The organism is Sessilibacter sp. MAH1 (genome assembly GCF_054658315.1).
In genome coordinates, this window is sequence record NZ_BAAGIC010000007.1 from 108,458 (window position 1) to 133,351 (window position 24,894).

Annotated in this window: 21 protein-coding genes; 14 read left to right on the plus strand and 7 right to left on the minus strand. The window is 44.5% G+C overall.

What is annotated here, in order from left to right; all coding sequences use genetic code 11:
* Complete coding sequence (locus ACYQ28_RS09095; RefSeq protein WP_460049563.1) at positions 1 to 1,161, minus strand: M15 family metallopeptidase; 1,161 nt, start codon at positions 1,159 to 1,161, stop codon at positions 1 to 3.
* A gap of 300 nt (positions 1,162 to 1,461) precedes the next feature.
* On the opposite strand from ACYQ28_RS09095, the gene ACYQ28_RS09100 reads away from it, so the two are divergent.
* The gene (locus ACYQ28_RS09100) at positions 1,462 to 2,565 is read left to right on the plus strand and encodes a phosphoribosylaminoimidazolesuccinocarboxamide synthase (protein ID WP_460049562.1); all 1,104 of its coding nucleotides are present in this window, start codon (positions 1,462 to 1,464) and stop codon (positions 2,563 to 2,565) included.
* A gap of 330 nt (positions 2,566 to 2,895) precedes the next feature.
* Positions 2,896 to 3,423, plus strand: a complete 528-nt coding sequence (locus ACYQ28_RS09105) for a 3'-5' exonuclease family protein (RefSeq protein WP_460049561.1) — start codon at positions 2,896 to 2,898, stop codon at positions 3,421 to 3,423.
* 63 nt (positions 3,424 to 3,486) lie between these two features.
* On the opposite strand, the gene ACYQ28_RS09110 is transcribed toward ACYQ28_RS09105, so the two are convergent.
* The 3 genes from ACYQ28_RS09110 to ACYQ28_RS09120 form a co-directional block, all read right to left on the minus strand.
* Positions 3,487 to 3,999 carry a dihydrofolate reductase gene (locus tag ACYQ28_RS09110; protein WP_460049560.1) on the minus strand — a complete coding sequence of 171 codons (513 nt, stop codon included), beginning with the start codon at positions 3,997 to 3,999 and terminating at the stop codon, positions 3,487 to 3,489.
* Positions 4,000 to 4,009: 10 nt separating this feature from the next.
* Positions 4,010 to 4,645, minus strand: coding sequence for a glutathione S-transferase family protein (locus ACYQ28_RS09115; protein WP_460049559.1), 636 nt, complete (start codon positions 4,643 to 4,645; stop codon positions 4,010 to 4,012).
* A 64-nt stretch (positions 4,646 to 4,709) separates the two neighbouring features.
* Positions 4,710 to 5,279: a PhnA domain-containing protein gene (locus tag ACYQ28_RS09120; protein WP_460049558.1), complete on the minus strand. Its 570-nt coding sequence runs from the start codon at positions 5,277 to 5,279 to the stop codon at positions 4,710 to 4,712.
* Between the two features lie 490 nt (positions 5,280 to 5,769).
* On the opposite strand from ACYQ28_RS09120, the gene ACYQ28_RS09125 reads away from it, so the two are divergent.
* Entirely contained in the window at positions 5,770 to 6,219 is a 450-nt protein-coding gene (locus tag ACYQ28_RS09125; RefSeq protein ID WP_460049557.1) for a hypothetical protein, read from the plus strand.
* A 318-nt stretch (positions 6,220 to 6,537) separates the two neighbouring features.
* Positions 6,538 to 6,981 carry a globin gene (locus tag ACYQ28_RS09130; RefSeq protein ID WP_460049556.1) on the plus strand — a complete coding sequence of 148 codons (444 nt, stop codon included), beginning with the start codon at positions 6,538 to 6,540 and terminating at the stop codon, positions 6,979 to 6,981.
* Between the two features lie 132 nt (positions 6,982 to 7,113).
* Here ACYQ28_RS09130 and ACYQ28_RS09135 read toward each other — a convergent pair whose 3' ends face one another.
* The 3 genes from ACYQ28_RS09135 to ACYQ28_RS09145 form a co-directional block, all read right to left on the minus strand.
* Positions 7,114 to 9,582 carry a DNA polymerase II gene (locus tag ACYQ28_RS09135; RefSeq protein WP_460049555.1) on the minus strand — a complete coding sequence of 823 codons (2,469 nt, stop codon included), beginning with the start codon at positions 9,580 to 9,582 and terminating at the stop codon, positions 7,114 to 7,116.
* A gap of 15 nt (positions 9,583 to 9,597) precedes the next feature.
* A complete protein-coding gene (locus ACYQ28_RS09140; RefSeq protein ID WP_460049648.1) occupies positions 9,598 to 10,629 on the minus strand; it encodes a DUF2333 family protein in 1,032 nt (343 codons plus the stop codon).
* A gap of 181 nt (positions 10,630 to 10,810) precedes the next feature.
* Positions 10,811 to 11,584, minus strand: a complete 774-nt coding sequence (locus tag ACYQ28_RS09145; protein ID WP_460049554.1) for a hypothetical protein — start codon at positions 11,582 to 11,584, stop codon at positions 10,811 to 10,813.
* A gap of 844 nt (positions 11,585 to 12,428) precedes the next feature.
* Between ACYQ28_RS09145 and ACYQ28_RS09150 the strand changes: the two genes are divergently transcribed.
* From ACYQ28_RS09150 to purD, 10 genes are all read left to right on the plus strand, one after another.
* Complete coding sequence (locus ACYQ28_RS09150; protein ID WP_460049553.1) at positions 12,429 to 14,240, plus strand: protein-disulfide reductase DsbD family protein; 1,812 nt, start codon at positions 12,429 to 12,431, stop codon at positions 14,238 to 14,240.
* Positions 14,241 to 14,576: 336 nt separating this feature from the next.
* Positions 14,577 to 15,032 (plus strand): type II 3-dehydroquinate dehydratase, encoded by a 456-nt coding sequence (gene aroQ / locus ACYQ28_RS09155; protein ID WP_460049552.1) that lies wholly within the window; start codon positions 14,577 to 14,579, stop codon positions 15,030 to 15,032.
* Between the two features lie 72 nt (positions 15,033 to 15,104).
* The gene (gene accB, locus ACYQ28_RS09160) at positions 15,105 to 15,575 is read left to right on the plus strand and encodes an acetyl-CoA carboxylase biotin carboxyl carrier protein (protein WP_460049551.1); all 471 of its coding nucleotides are present in this window, start codon (positions 15,105 to 15,107) and stop codon (positions 15,573 to 15,575) included.
* 48 nt (positions 15,576 to 15,623) lie between these two features.
* Positions 15,624 to 16,964, plus strand: coding sequence for an acetyl-CoA carboxylase biotin carboxylase subunit (gene accC / locus ACYQ28_RS09165; RefSeq protein ID WP_460049550.1), 1,341 nt, complete (start codon positions 15,624 to 15,626; stop codon positions 16,962 to 16,964).
* Between the two features lie 136 nt (positions 16,965 to 17,100).
* Positions 17,101 to 17,985: a 50S ribosomal protein L11 methyltransferase gene (prmA, locus tag ACYQ28_RS09170; protein ID WP_460049549.1), complete on the plus strand. Its 885-nt coding sequence runs from the start codon at positions 17,101 to 17,103 to the stop codon at positions 17,983 to 17,985.
* Positions 17,986 to 18,204: 219 nt separating this feature from the next.
* Entirely contained in the window at positions 18,205 to 19,713 is a 1,509-nt protein-coding gene (locus ACYQ28_RS09175; protein WP_460049548.1) for a zinc-ribbon and DUF3426 domain-containing protein, read from the plus strand.
* A 495-nt stretch (positions 19,714 to 20,208) separates the two neighbouring features.
* The gene (gene dusB / locus ACYQ28_RS09180) at positions 20,209 to 21,201 is read left to right on the plus strand and encodes a tRNA dihydrouridine synthase DusB (protein ID WP_460049547.1); all 993 of its coding nucleotides are present in this window, start codon (positions 20,209 to 20,211) and stop codon (positions 21,199 to 21,201) included.
* Positions 21,198 to 21,533, plus strand: coding sequence for a DNA-binding transcriptional regulator Fis (fis, locus tag ACYQ28_RS09185; RefSeq protein ID WP_460049546.1), 336 nt, complete (start codon positions 21,198 to 21,200; stop codon positions 21,531 to 21,533). Before dusB ends, fis begins: the two co-directional genes overlap by 4 nt.
* Before the next feature lie 215 nt (positions 21,534 to 21,748).
* Positions 21,749 to 23,326 carry a bifunctional phosphoribosylaminoimidazolecarboxamide formyltransferase/IMP cyclohydrolase gene (gene purH, locus ACYQ28_RS09190; RefSeq protein ID WP_460049545.1) on the plus strand — a complete coding sequence of 526 codons (1,578 nt, stop codon included), beginning with the start codon at positions 21,749 to 21,751 and terminating at the stop codon, positions 23,324 to 23,326.
* Positions 23,327 to 23,397: 71 nt separating this feature from the next.
* Positions 23,398 to 24,690: a phosphoribosylamine--glycine ligase gene (gene purD / locus ACYQ28_RS09195; RefSeq protein ID WP_460049544.1), complete on the plus strand. Its 1,293-nt coding sequence runs from the start codon at positions 23,398 to 23,400 to the stop codon at positions 24,688 to 24,690.
* The last annotated feature ends 204 nt before the right edge of the window (positions 24,691 to 24,894 follow it).

Below are 24,894 nucleotides of genomic sequence, written 5' to 3' on the forward strand. Positions count from 1 at the left end.
CTACACGACCTTGATATGCCAGGGTTCAAAGCGCACACCTAAGGTGTTTTCTTGCATGTAGCGAATTTGAATGTAACCCAGATCTGCCATGCGTTTAAATACATCGGAATCGGCAAAGGCATCGGTAAAATTCGCCGCGCCCATACCCGTCTTACCCACATCGTAATCGCCAATACCGTGAAATGAATGACCCGGAGGCGCCAACGAACGAGAGGCTCGCGACAGGTTGTAATTGACACTTCGCGCCTTGGCTAAAAACAAATGCAGCTGTTTTACGTTGGCGCGAATTCCCGAGGTTAAAACAATGTCTTCACCCACATCACGAACCAACTGGTCGTAATGATGCAACGATTGCTCTTTAAACAAATAATGGCCACTGCCCGGAACCTTGATCACCGAGTCTTTAGAAATAACATCGGTTAACTGGCTACTGACTTTTTCACCAAAGAAACCGTAGTTTCGAGCATCGGTGGTAAAAATTTGTTCGATAAAAGCCAACTCTTGGGCGGTAAATTCACCCACATCCGAAAAGCTTTTGGCAAATTTCAGCGCTTCGTCAAAACCAAGGATATTAAAATTTCCGAAACCAGTGACGTTTTGCAATCGTGCGAGGCGATTTAAGGTCGAATCCAGAAGCACTTGGTCGGATTGACTAAGAAATACGTCATCGGCGTAATTTATCGAGAAGTTTTTAACTTTTTCGACAATAGACTTAGCGACTTCTGTGGCTTTTGGAGTTTCATCGAGAGCCCGACTGTGATCGGACTGATGATTGATTCCATCTTCTATCAGTTCATCTACCCTGCTGCTCAATAGAGATTGGCTAGCCCGGTGCGAATCAAGATTGGACGATAGCTGTGCCGCTGGTTGGGTGCCAAGCTGCTTGGTTAAGTTAGGCTCTCCCGCAAACGGCACCTGTACAGCTTTTGAAGGATCCGATGCGCTAACACGATTAAGCGACCTAAAAGGAACCGGAGTCTCTGGATCATCGAAAACCCAGTTTAAGTGCTCACTGTAACTCGCTTCTGACAAACCTTTGTTAACACCTTGCACCGCTAGATCAGAGGCTTGAGTTTTATCGGTGCTCAAACGCTCAACCCAGCGAAATTGACTCGCCGCTGCAACTGCCGCTGCTGCAAACAAAAAATTCCGTCGATTCACCAAGTACCTCCGAGCATTTCACGATCACCGCGTAAATAGATAGTGTTGTAAAACTCTGCCGTCATTGACCCTACAAAGACGACCCATTAGATAGAGTAGCGCGTTTTAATGATTTTTTTGAACAGCAACAATAACGCCTATTCATAAGAACTTGCTAATAACAAGCGCACAAGCTCGACAAACAATTTCGAAGATCTTTTCGTCAGGTTTTATCCTGCCGTGGTGCCGACGGTGTGGCATCTGCTAAGATTAGCAGTTTCCAATCACAAACCCGGTGTTTTTTAAAAGGTTTTACCGACCATGAGCCATGCCCAGCAAATTCTTGCTCAAAATAACGACCTCCCGATAAAAACCGAACAATCCGTTCACAGCGGCAAGGTTCGATCGGTTTACTGGCTCTCGAAACAAGACAGTCAGCGACTCATCAAGCAACACGGATACGCCGTAGCACCAGAAGCGGAGCTCGCTGTTATGGTTATCAGTGATCGACTCTCGGCGTTCGACTGTATTTGGCACGGAGAAAATGGGCTAAATGGTGTACCGGGCAAGGGCGCGGCGCTCAACAGCATCGCCAATCATTGGTTTCGATTGTTCAAGCACAATCAATTAGCAGCAAGTCACATACTTGATGTTCCTCATCCGCTGGTCTGGATTGTACAAAAAGCGCAACCGGTAAAAATTGAAGCCATCGCGCGACGCTACATTACCGGTTCTATGTGGCGAGCCTACGAAAACGGCGAACGTGAGTTTTGCGGACAAAACCTACCGGAAGGGCTTAACAAGAATCAGCGCCTTGATGAGCTGCTAATTACGCCATCAACCAAAGGAATTTTAAAAGGACTCGACGGTGTGCCGGAGGCCGACGATGTCAATATTTCTAGAGCCGACATAGAAAGACACTACCGCGCCTTTGGATTTAATAGCCTATCGGATATCGATTTGTACGAAAAATTGCTCAAACAAGGCTTTGAAGTTATCGCCAAGGCAACCCAGGCCATTGGACAAATTTTTGTGGATACCAAGTTTGAGTTTGGTTACATCACCAATCGCGCCGGTGTTAAAGAGTTGATTTACATGGACGAGGTAGGTACACCGGATTCTTCTCGTCTGTGGGATGCAGAACAATTCAAAAAAGGTACGGTGGTAGAAAATTCAAAAGAATACTTCCGCCAAGCCCTGCTTAATCATTTTCCAGACCCAGACATTTTGCTCAATAAAAACCGCATGTTTGAGCGAGAAGCCTTGGCAAAAAATAACGCCCTACCCGAAGAAATGATGATGCAAGTTTCTCAAACTTACACAAGCATCGCTGAACAAATTACTGGCTCTGCGGTTTATAAACCCGAAAATCCGAAGGCAGAAATTATTGCAACGCTTAACGACCGCTATCAATTAATTCGCTAAATACGAATAAGCCAAACGCAGATAATTTCAAAAAATTAATGCCAAAGCAGGTTATAACGACCTGCTCTTTGGCAAGAGATTCTCCACACTCATTTCTATTTTTTATAACCAGGTTTTGCAGACCAAATTAATTACGAATTAATTAGTCTTAAACATTATGGTTATGCATCTCTTTCATTTACTTTTAAACGCTTTACTCTAAGAATTTACTAACAAGACAGTCAAATAAGAAATATTTTTTACTTCTTCAAGCACAAAACGACAAGTTCATCTAACCTCAATAAATAACCCTGTTTATTGTGCCTATTATTGCAACGCATCTGAAAACTCGTGAGACACTTTCGCAATCCGCCCATTATTATCGACATAGAAGCTTCCGGCTTTGGTCCAGAAAGCTATCCCATAGAAATTGGTGTGGTACTCTCGGATGGTCTTCGCCAGGCAAAATTAATTCATCCTCACGATTCTTGGACATTTTGGTCATTCGAGGCTGAAAAAATTCACGGTATAAAGCGAGAACAACTTCTAAACCGCGGATTGCCGGTTCGCGAAGCAGCGTTAGCGCTTAATCATTTGCTGAGAAACGAACGTACCTTTAGCGACTGCTGGGTAGTTGATAAACCCTGGTTGGATAAATTATTTTTGTTTGCCAAGGTTAAACAGAGTTTTTCACTGAGCCCCATTGAGGCTATTTTGCCGGACGAGCAAATACATTACTGGGACAAGGCCAAAGAGATGGTTCAGAAAAAGCTGAATGTGAAACGCCATCGCGCCAGCACCGATGCCATGGTGATACAACAAACTTATTTAAAATCGAAAGAGCTGGCAAGAATAAACGGCGCAAACTCGGTCGCATAAATAGGTTTGTTGATAATTTTTTTGAATTTAAAGAGAGGAAACTCTGATTAATTCTGCCTCGACTTAATCAGAGTTTTCTAGAGTATTTTTTCTTCTCTCAAATACCGAAAACCCATACGCGTTTTTCGCATCGGGTTTAGAAGCAACTAGCAATTCACTTTGCCAATCGCCAAAGTCGAACTCGGGAATAAAAGCGTCACCATTAATTTCGGTGTCAACAACGGTTTCGAATACTCTTGTTGCCATTGGGAATGCTTCTGTAAAAAAATGCACACCGCCAATAACAAACACCTCGTCTTTTTGTTTAAAAGCGAGTTTTAAAGCTTCATCCAAAGTAGAGACCAACTCAATTCCAGATACGGCTTGATAATTTTCATCCCGAGTAATCACTATGTTTAAACGCCCAGGCAATACCGATTTGTGATCTTCATAGGTTTTGCGACCCATAATCACAGGACAACCCATGGTGTGTTTTTTAAACCAAACAAATTCTTTCGGTAAATGCCAAGGCATTTTTCCATCTTTACCAATGCAAAAGTTTTTTGCACGAGCATAAATTAAATTAACTCGGGACATAAAAATTAGCTTAACTCAATAATTCTTTTAAACGTGCTGCGTGTGCTTTTAAATTTGGATATTGATCGGTGTAAATGGTACAAGCCGACAAATCACTGAATTCGCACATCACAAATAAATCGATATCGGCCTGTGACAGTTTATCGTTAACTAAAAATTCTTTACCACTTAATGCGCTATCCATGGTTTCGGAGAAGGTTTCTAATAACGCCTTGCCACGAGTTACTAATTCGGGAATTTGCGCAATCGACTTCAAACCTGGCAATGCTCGCCCTTCGAAAGCCGGATGACCATTTCGCAGCACTTCGGCAATTGGAATAAAACCTTGCATATAAATGGTATTAATCCAACTTAAAATTTTGGTCTTTTCAATAATATCACCGCCAAAGAGCGGCTTTTCTGGGTACAAGCTTTCGATCAATTGCAAAATAGGCAGTGTCTCAGTAAAAAAAGACTCACCTTCATCTAAAATAGCAACAGGAATGGTACCGCTGGGATTTACAGCCAAGAATTCCGGCGAAAGCTGTTGTGCTTTCATCAAATCAATGTATTCAACCGGAATATCCAACCCTTTGTATTGAATCATGAACTGGACACGACGTGGGTTCGGTGCGATTTGACTTCCGTATATTTTTGTAATTTTCATAATCAACCCTTCATTGAACCTTGAGTGTGGATATTAGTGTTAAATACCAGCGGCACAGATATTATCAGCCGCTGCGCTTCACATATTGAGTGAGTAGAACAATGCGTGTGCCATTAACTCGACCTTCAATGTGCTCTGGATTGTTCGTCAACGAAATATTGCGAACGGCAGTGCCTCGTTTAGCAACAAAGCTAGTACCTTTAACGTCTAAGTCTTTAATGATCACAACCGTATCGCCCGCTTTTAACTCGGCGCCATTGCTATCCAGTGTTGGCGGTTGGTCAGCATCGACACTGCCTGTAGATTGCGCCCATTGACGAGTATCGTCTTCCATAAACATCGATTCTAAGGCTTCTTGCGCCCAACCTTCCGCGGAGAGCTGATCCAACAGTCGCCACACCAACACCTGTACCGGCGCGTGCGGGCTCCACATGCTGGTTTGCAAACAACGCCAGTGATTCATGTCTGCGCTTGGATCATCTTTGCCCAGTAACTCAGAGCAGGTCTCACAGACTGCAACACCGCACTCCTCTACATCTCTGTCACCAGAGTTAGGGATAGCGTATACGCCCAAAGATTGTTCAGCGCCACACAATTCACAGTGGCCGTCAGCTCGTGAGATTACAGAAGTCATAATATTCCTGAATAGTCGTTCTTGTTAATGAATTTGGGAGGCCAGATATAACAGCCATGATTTTGATGTGGATTATGCCGTGATCATCGAACAATGTTAAATTTTAGCGCTATTAATGACTCTTTTAGTCTTAGTGTGCTTATTAGCCCGAGCGTGTATTAACCGGCAGGTTTAAGAGTATAGGAAACTCCGGTTAATACAGCGTTTCCTGCGACAGTGGGATGTGTCGCCAATTCAAGAACGGTAAGTGCTTGAAATTGTGAAGAAATTGGAAATCGTATTGTCAAGTTCTGTCTTCTGATTAAGCTATCGATGAGTTAGTCAGAGGTTCCTAAATAGTGCGATGAAATCTGTGATTTATTAAGTAGTTCTGACGATGATAAATCCGTTCAAAGTCGTTACTATTAACGCACTGTAAAGGTGTTGGCACTCAAACCCAGTGCAATCGCCAAACTAAGGCCCGACCCTCAACTACAAGAAGGTAAAAGTTATGTTTTTTTCGGCACACGTCAGTTCAAACATGCATCCTTCAACAACATTTTTTGATTTTGCAGCGCAAATGCAAAATTTAGCCGTAGCACAAACCAAACAAATGATGAGAGCTCAGTTTGCTGTGGCAGACTTTATGACATTAGGGTTATTGACTCAGGCACGCGACGAGCTCGAAAACGCCCTAGTTGAAGGCGTAGAAATTGGTGAAGAATTTCTCATTAAATTTCACCAGTTGCAAACCCAAGCATTGTCGGAACAAGAGCGTCATTTTGAGGCGCAAAACGCACTGGCAGATGCGGAATTTAAAATAAAAAACACCTTACAATCGCTCGCACAAAATCTGTTCACACTGCCCTTCTCGCAAACGCTGGAAAAGCCATCCAAAAAACGCTTTCCAGTTACCTTGGAAGGTGAAGTAGTAAGAGATCTCGACGCAACCCAAAATTGAACCCAGAAGACTTTATTCGGATGCTGACTCAGTCACATCAATAAAAATGACAGCAAACACATTATTTTTACAAGGAAACTCCGATTAACCTTTAGTTTCCAGCCGCAAGGATGCGCCACCAATTTCAACAACCATGAACCTCTGAAATTGGGAAGAAATCGGAAACCGATTTTCGACTTCTGCATACTGATGAAGTCATGGATGTGTTAATCAACCGTTTCCATATTGAGTATTCAGATTTAACCACTGCTTCCGTTGTATGTGAGCGGCATTAACATCATTCAACCTTTCGGGCCAACCGTTCGTAGGAGATTTTTTATGAGTAAGGACCTAAATTTATCAGACATAAACTACGAGGATTTATTCGATCGTAGTTATCAACGCTTACTCGGAAATGGATGCTACAACGTAAATCTGATCGACGCGTTTTACCGACTTTTTATGTCGAAATCCTGTGTTATTGCCGAGTTGTTTGCCGAAACCAATATGAGTGCACAAAAAACCATGTTGCACGACTCCCTTGATTCAATGGTGGAATTTTCGCGCACAAAAACCATTACCCCGTACCTGCAAAAACTCGCCGACATTCATGGTAAAGGCGGCAAGCAAGTTCCTTTATATCTATTTGATGTTTGGCTCGACAGCCTAATGGAAACCTTTTACCAGCAAGACCCACAGTTTACAAAATCCGAAGAGTTGTCGTGGCGACTGGTTTTATCGCCAGGAATTGTTTTTATTAAATTTATCTGCGCGAAGAAATAACCTTTAAAAGCCGCTGTGAAGGCGGCTTTTTTCAAGATTTAATATCAAATATTTACGTCTGACGGAAAATAAAACAGCAAAATAGACTAAAAACACCCTTGATTAACTCATCCAAGAATTAATCAAAGCCCCCTAAAACAAACCAATTTGCCGATCGGTAATCCCTGAGAAACTTTTCCCTAAAAATTGCAAAAGACTGTCGGCGACGGGTAGAAGTTGTTTTTCTACGTAATGATCGTAATCGATGGTAATTTTTTGCAGCTGCGTATCGGTTTCTGAATTGTAATTATGTAAAGGCTCGGGGCCATTGACGCTAATGACATAATCAACCCAATCGCCCTTTTTTAATACTTCGCCGCGACTGGCAAGTTTTCTGGCCGCCTGCACATGCGGTGGACTCGATTTATCGTATTCTTCAAGTTTGCGTCTAAGGCGTTTTCGATAAATCAGTTCGGAATCTTTATTGCCGTCGTAAACATCTTTTACCAACGCTTTAATAAACTCTTCAAAAGGCTCTTCGTTAAAGATTTTTGTGTAAAGTGTTTCTTGAAAATGTCTCGCTAAAGGCGTCCAATCACTGCGTACCGATTCTAAGCCGCGAAACAACACCTCAGTGGTATCGCCTTTTTTTACAACACCTGCATAACGTTTTTTACTACCAACATCGGCACCGCGAACGCTTGGCATAAAGAACTTGGTGAAGTGAGTTTCGAATTGAATTTCTAAATAAGACTCTAAATTAAAGTCTGATTTTATTTTCTCAGACCACAATTGATTTAATTTTTTTGCCAAACCTTTACCAATTGTGCCGATGTCGGCTTCATCTTGCTGAGGCCCCAATAAAACAAACACCGAATCGGTGTCGCCATAGATAACGCGTAACCCTTGTTGTTCTATCCACGCTTGCGTGGTGGTAATAATTTCGTGGCCGCGCAATGTAATTGAGCTGGAAATTCTAGGATCGTAAAACCGACAACCCGGCGAACCTAAAACACCGTAGAGAGAATTCATAATAATTTTTATGGCAAACGATAACACGCTGTCACCGTTCTTTTTGGCGATATCACGTTCTTGCCACAATCGCGCGACTATGTCGGGCAACAACGATTTCTCTCTAGAAAATCGCGCACCATTAAATCCGGGAACAACCGCGTCTTCGCTTAGGTGTTCGTGTTCGGCAACCCAAAACGCGTAGGGATCAATTTTGAAGGTTCGAATAATACTTGGGTACAGACTTTTAAAATCCAATAAAAGTACGTTTTCGTAAAGTCCTGGCTCAGAATCAAGAACGTAACCACCGGGACTGAGCAAATCCACAGATAATTCAGCCAAGTTCGGCGCAATATAACCTTGACGATGCAATACCGGTAAATAGGCGTATTCAAAGCTGGCCGCAGAACCACCAATTCGGTCGAGCGGCATTCCAGTCATGCGACTTTTTGTAGCCGCAAATTTTATGAGCTGGGTTTTCTCGAAGATATCCCAAACCAACTCACAGTCTTTTAAATTGTATAAAGCGAGTTGTATTTTATCTTGATAAAAGAGTTCGGTAATTTCTTCGCCGCGACCGGCGCCTTTCAATAATTTTCCTTCACCCAATAATTCACGAGCAACAAATTCTAGAGAAAAACTGGCAAAGGTGTAAAAAGCCGTGCGTAACAGCTCAATTCCGTCGAGTGCAATACGACCGTTAATCGAAATATAGCGTTTATCGTTATCTTCTGGATCAATTCGCCATGTGGGTCTCGTTCGGTTACGACCTAAACTAAAAGGAATATTTAATTTTTTCGAAATATTCGAAAGCACCCATAAATCGAAGTTGATAAAACTCCAACCAATTAAAATGTCGGGATCGTAACTTTCTACCCAATCTAAAAATGCGATAAAACACGCCTTTTCGTCGGCGCAAAGAATTAATTCAAAATTAAGATCACGCAATTCTTTGGCGTTTACCTCGGCTATATCACCCACCATAAAGACAATGCGCTGATCACTGGCATAAACACCAATGGAATAGAGCGTGTTTGCATCCATGGTTGTTTCAATATCCACAGACGCAACTTTAAAAGCTGGTTCGTAGAGAACGGGTTTTACGGTATTGGTTTTTACCGATCGATAATTCGGCGCTTCAGAAATCGCAACGGTGCTATTGTTTTGTGACGCCTCGGCTTGCACAAAGCGACATTCTTGCAGACTCTCATTTTGATAAAAAAACTCCACACCGGAGTTAATAAAACGCTCCATTAAAAAGCGTTCAGGCGGGCGAATATCGGCTTCCCAAACCTTAATATGTCGCTGTAGAAGATTTAACGCATCGCGAGAGCGCTTATGGCTTTGAAAATATACCGCGGCGACGGGTTGGTTTTGAAAGCTTGTAAGCGGTAAAGACTTTACTCGCCAGCCACGTTGAATTCCTAATAAAGGTGCAAGACGCGGCACGTCTTCTTGGGCGATAAAAAAAACCGATTCTTGGCCTTCGATTAACAATTGCAAAGGACCGGCATCGGTAACTAGCCAAAGTTCTAAACAGATTCCATCGTCAAGATCATGCCATTGACGCGTAAGAATAAAACCACGATCACTGTGCCAGCGCTGATCCACAAACGATTACTTCAACTACCCTTGCGCAAGCAATTCGCGCAAATCAATTATTCCAGCATTGGCTCTGGAAACGTACGACGCCATAACCAATGAATGATTTGCCCAAAGACCAAAGCCGCTGCCGTTTAAAATAATTGGGCTGTATATGACTTCTTGGGTGGCTTCTAATTCACGAATAATTTGCTGCAAACTCACGCGCGCATTTTTTCTCTCTAATACATCCGCAAAATCCACTTCAATTGCACGCAACAAATGCAGCAACGCCCAAGTACTACCACGCGCCTCAAAAAATACGTTATCAATTTCTAACCAAGGAGTTTTAACCTCAACCTCTTTTGCAGTCTGCGTCGATTGACGTGCGTCGGCATCTCCCGCTAAATCGGTATTGACGCGTCGTTGTCCTACACTTGCACTAAGGCGCTGGGACAAACTACCAAGGCGAGTTTCTACGGTGGTTAACCAATAGCGTAAGTTATCTGCCCGTGCGTAGAATTGTGTATTGGTCTGCTTATTGTCTGACAGGCGCTCAATATAATTATTAAGATATTTAAGCGCATCGCGATATTCAGATTCTGCCGCCGGTAAAATCCAGCTTTTATTATCGACATTAAATCTAGGCTCTGCCTTGGCGAGATCAACATCTTCTGTAGACTGGGATTGCGAGCGACTGAAGGACTCTCGCATCGCTTTCGACATATCCCGAATTTGAATCAATGCACCATATTCCCAGCTGGGTTGGTTATCTAACCAAATTCCCGGTGGCGAAATATCGTTTGTTAAAAAACCGCCCGGTTTATCCAGTAGGGTTTCAGTCAGAGCCATTAGCGTAGATGTGGTTACTGCACCGGTAACGAGATCGGAGGCGTTATTTGCCCCAGCAATGGTACTGATACGTTCGCGGGCTCTGTTTTCAACATCGAATTGCTCTGGAGCGTAACTCCAATAAATTCCCATACCACAAGCAATGGCTAAGTAAATGCCGACAATAACGGCCAACCACGTTACTAATGATTTGCTCTCTGTGCGTTGCTGAAAAAAGCGTTTCATTTTTCCACGCAAGCTGATAAACGGTTTTGTAATAAAATTAACTGCCATAATAATTCGCGTATTTTCGGGAGTTTACGTCACCACCGCATCAACAAGTTCTGACGGCCAAACTCAACTCAGGGTTGCATGGGGTATTTCTGGTAATGGTATATTGTTGGCAGACGGCGCTTAATTCGATCGCTTAATTAATGGGAGCTTGTAAGATAATTTTAGGCTCTTTTCCTAAGCGAATATCGCCGCGTAATCGATAACCTGGCAACGCTTCTTTCATTTGTGCATAGACCCAACGGCCTTCTGCATCGGTAGGTGTTACAATTAAAACAAACTGGTCGTTCTTCTTAACTTTTTGAGCAAGTTCGGCAAGCTGTTGGGATAATACGTCGGATCTAGTGCGCAGACTTTGTCTTGGCAAATCAATTTCATTATCTTGAGTAACGACAACCTGAACGTTAGGTTCTGGTTCGACCTGCTTCGAAACCCGCTTGGCTTTAGCGAGATAATCTTGGGATTCCCTCACAGATAAAGAGTTTGGCAATATTTGTCGAGCTTTTGCCAAGAACACACTGGCTTGTTCAAAGTGGTAGGCATCGGCAGACTGATTAGCCAGCTGGCAATAGCGATTTACTACTTTTTGTATGCCCGATTTAGCTTCCGAGTTACTTGGATCGACCAACAGCGCCGCTTGGTATTTATCGTACGCATTTTCATAGGCGGGCGTGGTTAGCTGATCCTTAGACAGTGCAACCTCAGCTTCGTACAGAAGTTGATTAGTTAGGTCTAGTTTGGTCAATTTTTTCGATGCCTGAGATATTGCAGGAGCGGTCTCTGCTTCAACCACCACTTTCTGAGCAAGAGCGGTTTTATCATCAGGTTTAGAAGGTGACGCCGACTGCGGCTTACTATTACCACCGCATGCCGAGAGTAAACCAACAATTGCGATGGATAAGGAAGTCACGGTTAATTTTCGTAAATTAAGAATAAACAACATATCGTTTAAAATGATTATTTAAAAATTTAAAACCAAGGCTCACGATCAGGTATTTATTTGTCTTAAAAATTCTGACGCAACCTCACACACCAACCACTTTTACAGCGTTATTTTCCATTCAACATTGATGAACAAAATCACTGTATCGAAAGATTAATTCAACACTTATTACTTAAAGTTACTTTTTTTACGCAATTACGATATCTAGGTTTTAACTGAAATTAAAGAATCGTAAACCTATGCTTTTCTTCTATTCTAAACAGTTTTGCCGATGCTAAGTTCTCTACTCAGCCTCAACCTGCCTACCGAGTTAGCAGAATTTTGATCGCTTATATTTTTCTGAATTGTTCAAAAACATATCAAAACCTGAACATAGAAAGGCGTTTTTACACTAAAAAAAAAGGTTTTTTTAAAACCTTAGACGAATATGTTTTTAGCAGCTTTTTTTCGTTGCGCTAGCCTAAATTATTGTGAGCTAATAACACTCAAAGATTCTACAACTCAATAACAACCATAAACTCACAAGATTATTTATTGGGTTACCGTATTTACTAATACAGGAACCCTTCTAAAAGCTTTGAGTCTTACCACAGACTCGTCTTGTGCCAGAGAGTTTATTGTGACGACTAACGGTTACTAATTCCGGCAATCGTCATCCAATTTACCATAAATTTCTCTAAACTAAGTGTCGCGCCTGCGAGACTTGATTATTGTGCAGCACTAACCTTACGGATAGTTCAATAACCAAGCAAATCGGACTTGCCAAAATTAATCGATAATTTGCGAAACACATACATTTAGAGCATTTACCGTGTTTAAAAACCGCTTTTTTAGCCACAAGTCACTATTGCTGACTTGTTTTTTTCTGTTGTTGAGCCCCGTATTCTCAGCGGCGGCACAGGCACAAGATCCATTTGCCAATAACGGCAACGGTCTATCGACATTAGGCGATGAGAGTGCCCCGGCATTTTTGCGCGTAGAAGAAGCCTACCAAGTGCAAGTTCATGTCCTTGATGATCACCTAGAACTGGCTTGGTACATTGAGCCAAATTACTACCTTTATCAATCAAAGTTCAAATTCAGAACCGATGGACAAACATTACCGGCGGAATTTGAAAAAGGTAAGGTTAAGTACGATGAATACTTTCAAGAATATGTCGAGGTTTTCTACGACTCTACGCTTGTAAAAGTTAATAATGCAGCCGACAAACCGTATAACCTAAAAGTTACCTCTCAAGGCTGTGCTGATGCCGGACTTTGTTATCCGCCCTATCACCAGTATTTCGAAATTGACCCAATCAACAAGACCGCCACAGAAGTAGGCCCACCGACTGATGGCTCTCTTTCTGTTGCTGACGAGACCGAAAGCCTAAATACCAGCTTTGACCAACAAACGCCTTTTAACATAACAACCTGGCTAACCAGTATTATCTTTGCCTTAATTGGCGGCATGATTCTAAACCTAATGCCTTGCGTATTCCCGGTTTTGTCGATCAAAGTCCTCAGTCTTGCCAACTCCAAAGAAAGCCAACACAAAATGCATTTGCATGGCTGGGCCTACAGCGTGGGTTGTGTTTTCACATTCGTAGTCATTGCTTCTATTATGCTGGCTTTGCGTGCCAGTGGCGAAGCGGTAGGCTGGGGCTTCCAGCTTCAGTCTCCAGCAGTTATCACTGCACTTTTATACGTATTCTTCTTGATGGGCCTGAGCTTCTCTGGCGTTATCAATCTTGGCAGTAGCTTAATGGGTGTGGGTCAAAACTCTACTCAAGGAAACAAGCTACATCATTCATGGATGACTGGGGCGCTCGCTTCTGTAGTGGCAAGTCCTTGTACCGCGCCCATGATGGGAGCCGCCCTTGGTTACGCCATCACACAACCTGCGTACGTGGCACTTTCAATTTTCGCTGCCCTAGGTTTTGGTATGGCATTACCCTTCCTACTACTAACCTATCTGCCAAAAGCCGCGTCCTTGTTGCCGCGCCCTGGCGCTTGGATGGATACGCTTAAGCAATTCTTAGCATTCCCTCTTTACCTGTCTTGCGTTTGGTTACTGTGGGTTTTAGCCAATCAAACGAACAATAACCACTTAGCGTTGGTAATTTGCGGCTTGGTAGCGATCGCATTCGCACTTTGGCTGGCGAAACTTACGCCATCAAAAGGTTTTGCCAAGTGGTTTAATCGATTTACTGCCGTAGCAAGCGTCGCCTTTGCCATATTTATTGGCTTGAACTTCACCCCGGCAAAACAAGATGAGCTTTGGTTAGCCTATTCTCCAGAGCGCCTAAGCGAACTTCGCGATCAAGACAAACCTGTATTTGTGAACTTGACGGCATCATGGTGTATTACTTGTTTGGCGAATGAGCGTGTTGCACTTGGAACCGACGCGGTTCGCGGTGCTATGGCTGAAAATGGCGTACAAGGCTTAAAGGGTGATTGGACTAATGCTGATCCACAAATTACGGATTTGCTAAAACAATACGGTCGTTCTGGTGTTCCGCTCTACTTGTATTACCCAGCAGATAAACAAGCGGAAGCCATTATTCTTCCGCAGTTACTAACAACAGATATTGTTTTACAGGCCATTACATCAAGCCAAGAATCAGAAGTAGCAGAGCTGTAATAAAAGTTAACAACATTTCGCCGAAGTTACTGCACTTATAAAGCAAGTTACCAACAACTTCTTGCTTTTTTCGCTAAATAGCCGCCATTGACCTCAAATGTGCGGCTATTTTTCTTTATATAGCACGAAAATATCCGATCACGATTCTTTAACGGTATTTAAAACGCGAAAACTCGGCCAAATTTCGCCTATCTTGTAGCGATCTTCCGTGAAATAACTAAAAACAAAACCAAGCCATAGACATAGGTATTAGATTCAGGCAAACTCCTGCACCGTTTACATACATATATCGACGTTTTTAACACTCGATCATCAAAAAGCAGGTTTTTTAGAGACATGCCTCAACCCAAAATTCTGGTTTTACACGGCCCGAACCTAAATTTGTTAGGTACCCGCGAACCAGAAATCTACGGCAGCTTGACGTTAGACGCCATCAACCAAGACCTCGTCGAAAAAGCGAGCGCTTGCGACATTGATTTGATGCACTTTCAATCGAACGCTGAATTCGAGTTGATCAACTGCATACATCAATCAAAACACAATGGTGTTGAATTTTTGATCTTTAATCCGGGCGCCTTTACTCACACCAGCGTTGCGCTTCGCGATGCCATACTCGGTGTAGGCCTACCATTTATTGAAGTTCATTTATCGAACGTATATAGCCGCGAGCCCTTCCGAAAACACTCGTACTTTTCGGATATCGCCGTAGGGGTTATCTGCGGTTTAGGAGCTAAAGGTTACTCTCTAGCGTTGCACTATGCTGTGGAACATTTAGCCAGCAAGACAGCCTAAACCAAAACTACCCGCAACCTTACACCAACTACACTTTTAGCGGAAAATACCGCCAAAAATAGAGAAAAGTTAATGGATATTCGCAAAATTAAAAAGCTTATAGAAATCCTAGAAGAATCTGATATCGGCGAGATCGAAATTAAGGAAGGCGAAGAATCGGTTCGAATCAGCCGTGGTAGCAGTGGCGCTCATGCGCAACCGGTTTTTGTTAACGCGCCTATGCCCGTTCAACATGCGCCAATGTCTGCACCTCAGCCAACCTACGCACCTGCCCCTGAAGCTGCGCCAGCATCAGCCCCAGAAATCAGTGGCCATGTTATTAAGTCCCCGATGGTAGGCACCTTCTACGCAGCACCAAGCCCAGGATCATCACCCTTCATAGCTGTTGGTCAATCGGTTTCTGCTGGCGATACCATTTGTATCGTTGAAGCGATGAAAATGATGAATCAAATCGAAACCGATAAATCCGGAGTCATCAAAGCTATTCTTGTTGACGATGGTCAAGCGGTCGAATTTGATCAACCTTTGATAATTATTGAATAAGCCCCGCATACGCGTTCTGTACTACAGCCCAACGGGAGCTAAAGACACATGATCAATAAAATTCTTATCGCAAATCGCGGTGAAATTGCCCTGCGCATCTTGCGCGCCTGTAAAGAACTGGGCATCCACACGGTCGCCGTGCATTCTACCGTCGACAAAGACCTCAAACACGTTCGCTTGGCAGACGAGTCTGTGTGCATCGGTCCAAATCCGTCGAACCAAAGTTATTTAAACATTCCATCAATTATTGCAGCGATGGAAATCACCGATGCAACCGGTGTTCATCCAGGCTACGGATTTCTGGCAGAAAACGCTGACTTTGCGGAACAAGTACAAAAAAGCGGCTTCGTTTTTATCGGCCCAAGTGCTGATGTGATTCGTCTAATGGGCGACAAGGTTTCCGCTATTCAGGCCATGAAAAAAGCAGGCGTACCAACTGTACCCGGCTCTGACGGCCCGTTACCGGAAGACAAAGAAGGCTGCCTAAAAATCGCTCGCGATATTGGTTACCCGGTTATCATCAAAGCTGCGGCTGGTGGTGGTGGTCGCGGTATGCGTGTAGTACACACTGAGTCTGCACTGCTCAACTCTATTCATGTAACTAAAAGTGAAGCAGGTGCCGCCTTTGGTGACGATACGGTGTACATGGAGAAATTCCTTGAAAACCCACGTCACGTAGAAGTACAAATTCTGGCCGATGGTCAAGGTAGTGCTATTCACTTGTTTGACCGCGACTGCTCATTGCAACGTCGCCATCAAAAAGTACTTGAAGAGGCGCCAGCTCCAGGAATTCCCGATGACGCCCGCCAAGCCGTTTACGATGCATGTACTCGCGCCTGTGTTGAGATTGGCTACCGCGGCGCAGGTACCTTTGAATTCTTATACGAAGACGGTAATTTCTATTTCATTGAAATGAACACTCGTATTCAGGTTGAGCATCCTGTTTCTGAAATGGTAACGGGTATCGATCTAATCAAAGAACAAATCCGAGTTTGTGCTGGCGAGAAGCTTTCTATTAAACAGGAAGACGTAAAGCTCAACGGCCATGCTTTTGAGTGTCGCATTAACGCTGAAGACGCCAGAACCTTCTTACCAAGCCCAGGTAAAGTGGTTAACTTCCATTCTCCGGGTGGTTTGGGTGTGCGTGTTGACTCTCATCTTTACAGTGGCTACACAGTTCCCGCCAACTATGATTCCATGATCGCCAAGGTAATTACTCACGCCGAAGATCGTGAATCCGCTTTGAACAAGATGCGTGTTGCACTTGATGAATTGGTTGTCGAAGGAATTCGCACCAATATCGCACTTCAGCAAGATCTAGTGAGAGACCAAGGCTTCCGTAAGGGTTGTGTCAATATTCACTACCTAGAGAAAAAGCTGAGCTCGTAAGATTGATGATTCGTTAATCTAAATAGAACGAACAGAAATCTGATCACACTTGCCATACATCGGTGATTACTACGGATGTATGGCTTGTCTAAAACATTTTTGATATCCGCCCATCTTATTTTACTGAGCGCCCATCATGCCTTGGCTTCAATTGTTAATTGCCACCGAAAAAGAACACGTTGAATCCTTCGAAGATGCACTTCTAGATCACGGAGCGTTAAGTATTACGTTACGCGATAACGCCGACCAGCCAATTTTAGAGCCAGCCTTAGGCGAGACTCCGCTGTGGAATAAAACTCAGCTTATGGCTCTTTATGAAGCCGATGTCGATACAGTTGCGATCAGTGAAGCAATCGACAAGTTCGTCGCAAGCACCGGAAGTTCTGCAAAGTGGGAACAACTAGAAGATAAAGATTGGATAAGAAGTTGGATGGAAGACTTCAAGCCCATTCGCTGTGGTGATCGCCTCTGGATTTGTCCAAGCTGGTGTGAACCGCCGGAACCTAATGCCATTAATTTAAAGCTAGACCCAGGTTTAGCATTCGGTACGGGCACACATCCAACCACATTCTTATGTGTCCAATGGCTCGATCAGGTGGATTGTACCGACAAAAGCGTCATAGATTTTGGCTGCGGGTCTGGCATTTTAGGTATCGCCGCTTTATTGCTTGGTGCAAATTCAGCCCAAGGTATCGATATAGATCCGCAAGCATTAATTGCCACTGCAGATAACACTGAAAAAAATGGACTCCCGAAAGAATCTTTTCCGGTATACCTGCCTAAAGACTTCAAGCCTCAGCAAGTTGATATCACTATCGCCAATATTTTAGCCGGACCTTTAGTAGAGCTGGCTGGCCAAATTAACGCGCTGGTCAAGCCCGGCGGCTTATTGTGTTTGTCAGGAATACTGGCCACACAAGCAGAAGCTGTAATGGCTGCCTACCCTGAAATAACCTTCGATCCGGTCTGTGAGAAAGAACAGTGGGTAAGACTTACCGGCCAAAAAGCCTTGAACCCTTAAATTTTGTGGCCTAAGTCTTGATAAAAACGCACAGAATAATTTACGAACAATCTCGAAACCACTAAAATTCTTGTCATTACAGCAGCTTACATACAAAGCTTAACAAAACAGGTTAATCTAGAAGCTGACTTTCGGACACCGAGCCTGGAAATATTCCCAAGCTCGGCGTAACGTCGTTACCGACTACCCTTCAGTTTGGTCCAAACAGGTCCCTAAACTATGACAAGCTCAATAACGCGCTGTCCAAAGTGCAGCACCTCGTTTCGAGTTACGCCCTTGCAGCTCAAATCCGCCAAAGGTGCCGTGCGTTGCGGATCTTGTCTACACATCTTTAATGCTGAAGAAAACTTCGTAACGGTAAAACCTGCAGCACAGAAAGCAGCGACACCCAAAGCACAGATCCAGACTGCGCCCGCAAAACCAAAACCTAAAGTAAACACGGCGCCCGCGCCACAGCAGCTCGCCTTCGATCAAAGTGCAATTGATGCCGAATCGGAGCTCGATGACATACTCATCAGCGACGATATGGAAAGCGGAGAATCGGACAGTGCCAAGTATCAAGGCACCATGGACGATCTCGCCGAGTTTCAGCTCAATCCGACCAAGCAGAATTGGTTAGATGACGGCAGTTCATTGTTTGACGCATCACCCAAGCAATCGTCTTTTCACCTCGTCGATGAAGACGAAGATGAGGACCAAGCCGACGAGAGCTGGGCGCTTAAAATGCTTGAGGAAGAAAGCCATACGCCTAGCAAGCCCGTCAAACAAACTCCATCGGCCGAGTTTAAAAAAGACACGACGCAAGATTTTTCGACCGAAAGTAGCGAAGATGATGACGACGAAGTCTTTCGTTTCGATGTTGATGAATCGCAACCATCTGAGGACGATGAGTTAAAAACTCTGCGTTTTGATGATCCTCTTGAAGATGATTTAGATGAAGACACCAGCCGCTTTGATGGCAGCAGAACCGGCAGTTTTGACGCTATTGGCGACGATTTCGACGATCTAGATAACTACGATAATTTTTCTGATTTTGATGAACCGCCGCAAAAATCTTCCAAAACCAGCGACAGTTTTGCCATCGAAGACGACGAACTGGCCAAGCTTAAGCGTGAGTTAGAGGGATTTGACGATCCAGATGAGGATCAGATGATTCCGGAGCCCGGCGACCGCCAAGAGTTTTTACACGCGCTAGCTCGCGAACCTGTAGAAATGACGGTTAAGCCCAAAAAGAGTAATCGAATTTGGATTAAAAGTGCGTTAATTTTGGGCAATGTAGTTCTTTTGCTTGCTGTAATCATTCAAATTGGTTACCTGAAGTTTGATACATGGAGTCGTGTTGAGCCCTACCGCCAATGGTATTCAATGGCTTGCCCGGTGTTTGGCTGCACCTTACCAACGCGATACGACTACAACAAAATCCGAATTACTTTGGTGGTAAGAACCCATCCTACACTCACCAACGCCCTGATTGCCGACGCGGTCTTGCTAAATACCGCAGGCTTTGAACAACCTTATCCGAGCCTTGCCCTGCGTTTTAGTGACCTCAACGACAATCCTCTTGCTGAGCGCGTATTTAATCCCAGAGAGTATCTTCGCGGTGAGCTTGCTGGGGAAACCATCATGCCGGTTAAACAACCCATTCACATCAGCCTAGAGATCGCTGATCCGGGTGAAGCCGCGGTGAATTATCGAGCATTCATACCCGACTCTAATCTGAATCTTTAAGGTAGATAATAAAAACCGCTTTAAAGACACTTTTTTTATTCTAAAAATATTTACCTCTACTCACCGATCGAGCTCGCTTGAACGGTGAGTATTGCCGTGCTCGTTAAAAGGGCCGAACTGATTCTATGGGAAAGTACACCTGAAAATTTTTGCGGCATTTATTCAAACTCAAAGACTGATCAAATTAACGCTATCGATTGCCAATCACGTCGAAATCCCTATAATCCGGCGCCTCGTTAGAGGCTTTGAAAATGAAGCGAAATCAGGCGCCAAGCTAGATATTTAATCAGGCGCAAAATTTCCACAATACGGTTAATTTCTGCTTTCCCATTTTCTCAAGATGCGGGTATGATGGGCGCCCTTTTTTGACCAGCGATGCATTTGTGATCAATTGAAGAATTTACTGTAATTCGGGTCGTAAGACTTCACTTTAGACTTATCGTGAATCTTTCGATTTTGAGCGAACTTTAATTTCACAAGCGACGGATCAGAATTTTGGCGTTTAACATAGGTAATCATTACATCGATGGTCGCACGGTTCTGGCACCTATGGCCGGGATCAGTGATTTGCCATTTCGACGGTTATGCAAAGCTTATGGAGCGGCACTGGCAGTTTCCGAGATGGTTACCAGCGACACCAAATTATGGAATAGCAGGAAATCAGCCTCTCGACTGAATCACAATGGCGAAACGGGTGTTAAGTCAGTGCAAATAGCGGGCACCTGCCCAATTGCTTTGGCTGACGCAGCAGTCGCCAACGAACAACTCGGCGCTGATATTATTGATATCAACATGGGTTGTCCGGCTAAGAAGGTCTGCAACAAGGCGGCGGGTTCTGCGCTCTTACGCGATGAACCCTTAGTTGAAAAAATACTCACAGCAGTGGTCGGTTCGGTCAAGATTCCTGTGACTTTGAAGATTCGTACCGGTTGGGATAAAACCCAAAGGAACGCACTAACCATTGCACAAATGGCCGAAAGCATCGGTGTACAGGCTCTAACCATTCACGGTAGAACCCGTGCCTGCCGGTTCAATGACGAAGCCGAATACGACACCATAGCTGAAGTATGCCAAGCAGTATCGATTCCGGTTATTGCTAACGGCGATATTACCAATGCCGTTAAAGCTAAAGAAGTACTAGACCATACCGGAGCAGCCGCGATCATGATTGGTCGAGCAGCTCAGGGTCGACCCTGGATTTTCAGGGAGATCAATCACTACCTCAAAACCGGCAATGCCGTTTCTGAACCCAGTAGTGATGAGATCAAAACCATTTTAATTAGTCACCTAAAAGAGCTGCATTCATTTTATGGGGACTACTTAGGGGTACGCATCGCTCGTAAACATGCGGGGTGGTACCTGAAAGGTTTCACCAACGGCGAAAACCTTCGAACAACATTCAACCAATTAGTAAGTGCGCAAAAACAAATTGAGTGCATTGAAGAAAATTTTAGTGCCTTGATACGTGATGGGGAAAAAGCGGCATGAGTCAAATTGAAACAGCACTAGCTGAACTGACCAACAACACAAACACAGCGACTGCACCAGAAGTTACCGGTGATCGTTTCCGTACCACCAACATCGAAGCTACCAGCAGCTCACTACGTGACTGTGTAAAGCAATCGATTGATAACTACTTCCAGCACTTAGACGGTCAAAACGTTTCTAACGTTTATGAGCTTGTGATGGCTGAAGTAGAAGCCCCGCTACTTGAAGTAGTTATGAAATACACTCGCCACAACCAAACCAAAGCCGCCGAGCTTTTAGGTTTAAATCGTGGCACCCTACGTAAAAAGCTTAAGCAGTACGGCCAGCTTTAATCATGACGCCCGGTTTAAATCCGGGCGTTATTTTCTGTACTAACAGACTCCGTAATTTTCGTTTTCGAACACACCCTACCCTTACTTCTCATATCGATAATTAAACCAACAAACGCACGAGAAGAGGCGGTAGTTATTCTATTCTTTTTCTAGTTCGATCAACTTTGTTGACGGACAAGTATTTCTGCAACATATCTTTTGGGAGAGAACACCGAATGTCATCATCAGAGGATTTCCTACCGATTAAACGTGCCTTAATCAGTGTCTCCGATAAATCCGGAATCGTGGAATTCGCTCGCGAATTACGGACTTACGGCATTGAACTACTATCCACAGGTGGTACGTTTAAGCTATTGAAAGAATCAGGCTTGGATGTAATCGAGGTTTCCGAACACACCGGATTCCCTGAAATGATGGACGGTCGAGTGAAAACTCTGCATCCCAAAATCCACGGTGGCATCCTCGCTCGTCGCGGTCAAGACGATCAAGTCATGGCTGAACATGACATTGCCGCCATTGATATGGTTGTAGTCAACCTATATCCGTTCGAAAAGACCGTTGCCAACCCAGATTGCTCACTAGAAGACGCAATTGAAAACATCGATATCGGCGGCCCGACTATGGTACGCGCTGCGGCGAAGAACCACGCCTTCGTAAACATCGTGGTTAACGCCAGCGATTACGAATCAGTACTTGCTGAAATGAAAGCAAACAATGGCGCAACCTGTAAAGCAACGCGCTTTAACCTTGCCATCAAAGCCTACGAACATACCGCAAAATACGATGGTGCCATTGCCAACTATTTTGGTCGCTTAGTCGAAGGCGGCAACAAAGACTTCCCGCGTACCTTTAACTTGCAATTCAACAAGCAGCAAGACATGCGTTACGGTGAAAACCCTCATCAAAAGAGCGCTTTTTACGTAGAAGGCACTGCCGTTGAAGGTTCAATAAGCTCTGCCAAACAACTGCAAGGTAAAGAGCTTTCTTACAATAATATCGCCGATACCGATGCAGCACTTGAGACCGTAAAACTCTTCGATGCACCGACCTGCGTTATCGTCAAGCACGCCAACCCTTGTGGTGTAGCGTCTAGCGACAATCTACTTGAAGCCTACAACAAAGCCTTTGCTACCGATCCAGAATCTGCCTTCGGTGGCATCATCGCCTTTAACCGCGAGTTAGACGCAACCACTGCACAATCAATTGTTGATAAACAATTCGTTGAAGTCATTATCGCGCCAAGTGTCGCTGCGGGTGTTTCTGAAATTATCGCCGCCAAGAAAAACATTCGCTTGCTCGTGTGTGGCGATTTAAGTGCCGATCAACCAAGCTTCGACTTCAAACGCGTGAACGGCGGACTTTTGGTGCAAGAACGTGATCTTGGCTTAATTACAGCCACTGACCTGAAAGTGGTTACCCAACGTCAACCAACAGACGCTGAAATTCGCGACCTACTATTCACATGGAAAGTCGCCAAAATGGTTAAGTCAAACGCCATTGTTTACGCTAAAGATCAGCGCACCATTGGAGTTGGTGCAGGCCAAATGAGTCGCGTTAACTCGGCACGCATTGCCGCTATCAAAGCGGAGCATGCAGGCCTTGAAGTTTCTGGCAGTTGCATGGCCAGCGACGCCTTCTTCCCATTCCGTGATGGTCTTGATAATGCTGCCTCCGTAGGTATTAGCTGTGTTATTCAGCCGGGTGGCTCAATTCGTGACGACGAAGTTATCGCCGCAGCCGATGAGCACAACATCGCCATGGTGTTTACCGGCATGCGTCACTTCCGCCACTAAATAACACCGTTTAATTCCAAACTCTCATTGGGCGGTCTCGAACTGCCCAATGTCTCAGGAGAAACTAATTCATGAATGTTTTAGTCATTGGCAGTGGCGGTCGTGAACACGCTTTAGCTTGGAAAGCCGCTCAATCCAACCAAGTAGACATCGTTTTTGTTGCCCCCGGCAACGCAGGCACCGCTCGCGAAGCAAAGCTCGAAAATATCGCTATTGGTGTTTCTGAATTCGAAAAGCTCGCTCAGTTTGCCAAAAACAACAACGTTGGTTTAACCATTGTTGGCCCAGAAGCACCACTGGTTGACGGCATTGTCGATTATTTCCGCGAGCAAGGCCTTGCCTGCTTTGGTCCGAGCAGAGGTGCCGCGCAGTTAGAAGGCTCTAAATCTTTTACCAAAGACTTTCTAGCCAGACACCAAATTCCAACCGCGCAATACCAAACCTTCACCGAAGTAGAACCGGCCATCGCTTATCTAAAAGAACGCGGTGCACCGATTGTTGTTAAGGCTGACGGCCTAGCCGCAGGTAAAGGTGTTATTGTTGCGCTGACTCTTGATGAAGCTATCGAAGCAGTCGAAGACATGCTTTCTGGTAATGCCTTTGGCGAAGCTGGTGCTCGTGTAGTTATCGAAGACTTCCTCGAAGGCGAAGAAGCCAGTTTTATCGTTATGGTTGACGGTAAAAACATTTTGCCAATGGCAACCAGCCAAGATCATAAACGCGTCGGCGAAGGCGATACAGGGCCAAACACCGGCGGTATGGGTGCCTATTCGCCAGCACCCGTGGTAACGGCCGAAGTTTTCGAGCGAATCATGGCAGAAGTCATCGAACCAACCGTTGCCGGCATGGCCGCCGAAGGCAATACCTACACCGGTTTCTTGTACGCAGGCTTGATGATTTCTCCGCAAGGCGAACCCAAAGTTATCGAATACAACTGTCGATTCGGTGATCCAGAAACCCAACCGATCATGATGCGCTTACAATCTGATCTGGTTGAGTTATGTAACGCAGCACTGGCCGGTGACTTGGATAAAACCGAAGCAAAATGGGATGACCGCCCATCCGTTGGCGTTGTTTTAGCGGCCGGTGGTTATCCTGCTGATTATGCTAAAGGCGACGTAATTTCTGGGCTTGATATTGAGTTTAACGAGAACAGCAAAGTCTTTCATGCGGGAACCACATTCAACGATAACGGCGATGTGGTTACCTCCGGCGGCCGCGTATTGTGTGCAACCGCCTTGGGTAACACCGTAAAAGAAGCCTGCGAAAATGCTTATCAAGCGGCCGAAGCCATCGATTGGACCGGTCGATTTTTCCGTAAAGATATCGGCTATCGCGCTATTGCACGTGAATCAGGTAAGTAACGAATTCATCTGTTGATAAACTCGTACCTATCAAAAAGCTCTGTCTGTTAAGAAGCTCTGTCTGTTAAGAAACTTCGCCTATCAAGAACCTCTGCCTACATCCTGAAAGATTAGGCGGAGGTTCTTGATAACCTTCTCGCTAAACTGCACACCTAAAAAACTGCTTTTTCCGTTTGTTTTCAGATCAAAAGTCCTTCAACAACA

Excerpts from the sequence above, each read along its gene's own strand:
- ACYQ28_RS09100 (WP_460049562.1), top strand. The coding sequence starts at position 1,462 with ATGAGCCATGCCCAGCAAATTCTTGCTCAAAATAACGACCTCCCGATA.
- ACYQ28_RS09110 (WP_460049560.1), bottom strand. The coding sequence starts at position 3,999 with ATGTCCCGAGTTAATTTAATTTATGCTCGTGCAAAAAACTTTTGCATT.
- ACYQ28_RS09115 (WP_460049559.1), bottom strand. The coding sequence starts at position 4,645 with ATGAAAATTACAAAAATATACGGAAGTCAAATCGCACCGAACCCACGT.
- ACYQ28_RS09120 (WP_460049558.1), bottom strand. The coding sequence starts at position 5,279 with ATGACTTCTGTAATCTCACGAGCTGACGGCCACTGTGAATTGTGTGGC.
- ACYQ28_RS09125 (WP_460049557.1), top strand. The coding sequence starts at position 5,770 with ATGTTTTTTTCGGCACACGTCAGTTCAAACATGCATCCTTCAACAACA.
- ACYQ28_RS09130 (WP_460049556.1), top strand. The coding sequence starts at position 6,538 with ATGAGTAAGGACCTAAATTTATCAGACATAAACTACGAGGATTTATTC.
- ACYQ28_RS09140 (WP_460049648.1), bottom strand. The coding sequence starts at position 10,629 with ATGAAACGCTTTTTTCAGCAACGCACAGAGAGCAAATCATTAGTAACG.
- aroQ (WP_460049552.1), top strand. The coding sequence starts at position 14,577 with ATGCCTCAACCCAAAATTCTGGTTTTACACGGCCCGAACCTAAATTTG.
- accB (WP_460049551.1), top strand. The coding sequence starts at position 15,105 with ATGGATATTCGCAAAATTAAAAAGCTTATAGAAATCCTAGAAGAATCT.
- accC (WP_460049550.1), top strand. The coding sequence starts at position 15,624 with ATGATCAATAAAATTCTTATCGCAAATCGCGGTGAAATTGCCCTGCGC.
- prmA (WP_460049549.1), top strand. The coding sequence starts at position 17,101 with ATGCCTTGGCTTCAATTGTTAATTGCCACCGAAAAAGAACACGTTGAA.
- ACYQ28_RS09175 (WP_460049548.1), top strand. The coding sequence starts at position 18,205 with ATGACAAGCTCAATAACGCGCTGTCCAAAGTGCAGCACCTCGTTTCGA.
- fis (WP_460049546.1), top strand. The coding sequence starts at position 21,198 with ATGAGTCAAATTGAAACAGCACTAGCTGAACTGACCAACAACACAAAC.
- purH (WP_460049545.1), top strand. The coding sequence starts at position 21,749 with ATGTCATCATCAGAGGATTTCCTACCGATTAAACGTGCCTTAATCAGT.
- purD (WP_460049544.1), top strand. The coding sequence starts at position 23,398 with ATGAATGTTTTAGTCATTGGCAGTGGCGGTCGTGAACACGCTTTAGCT.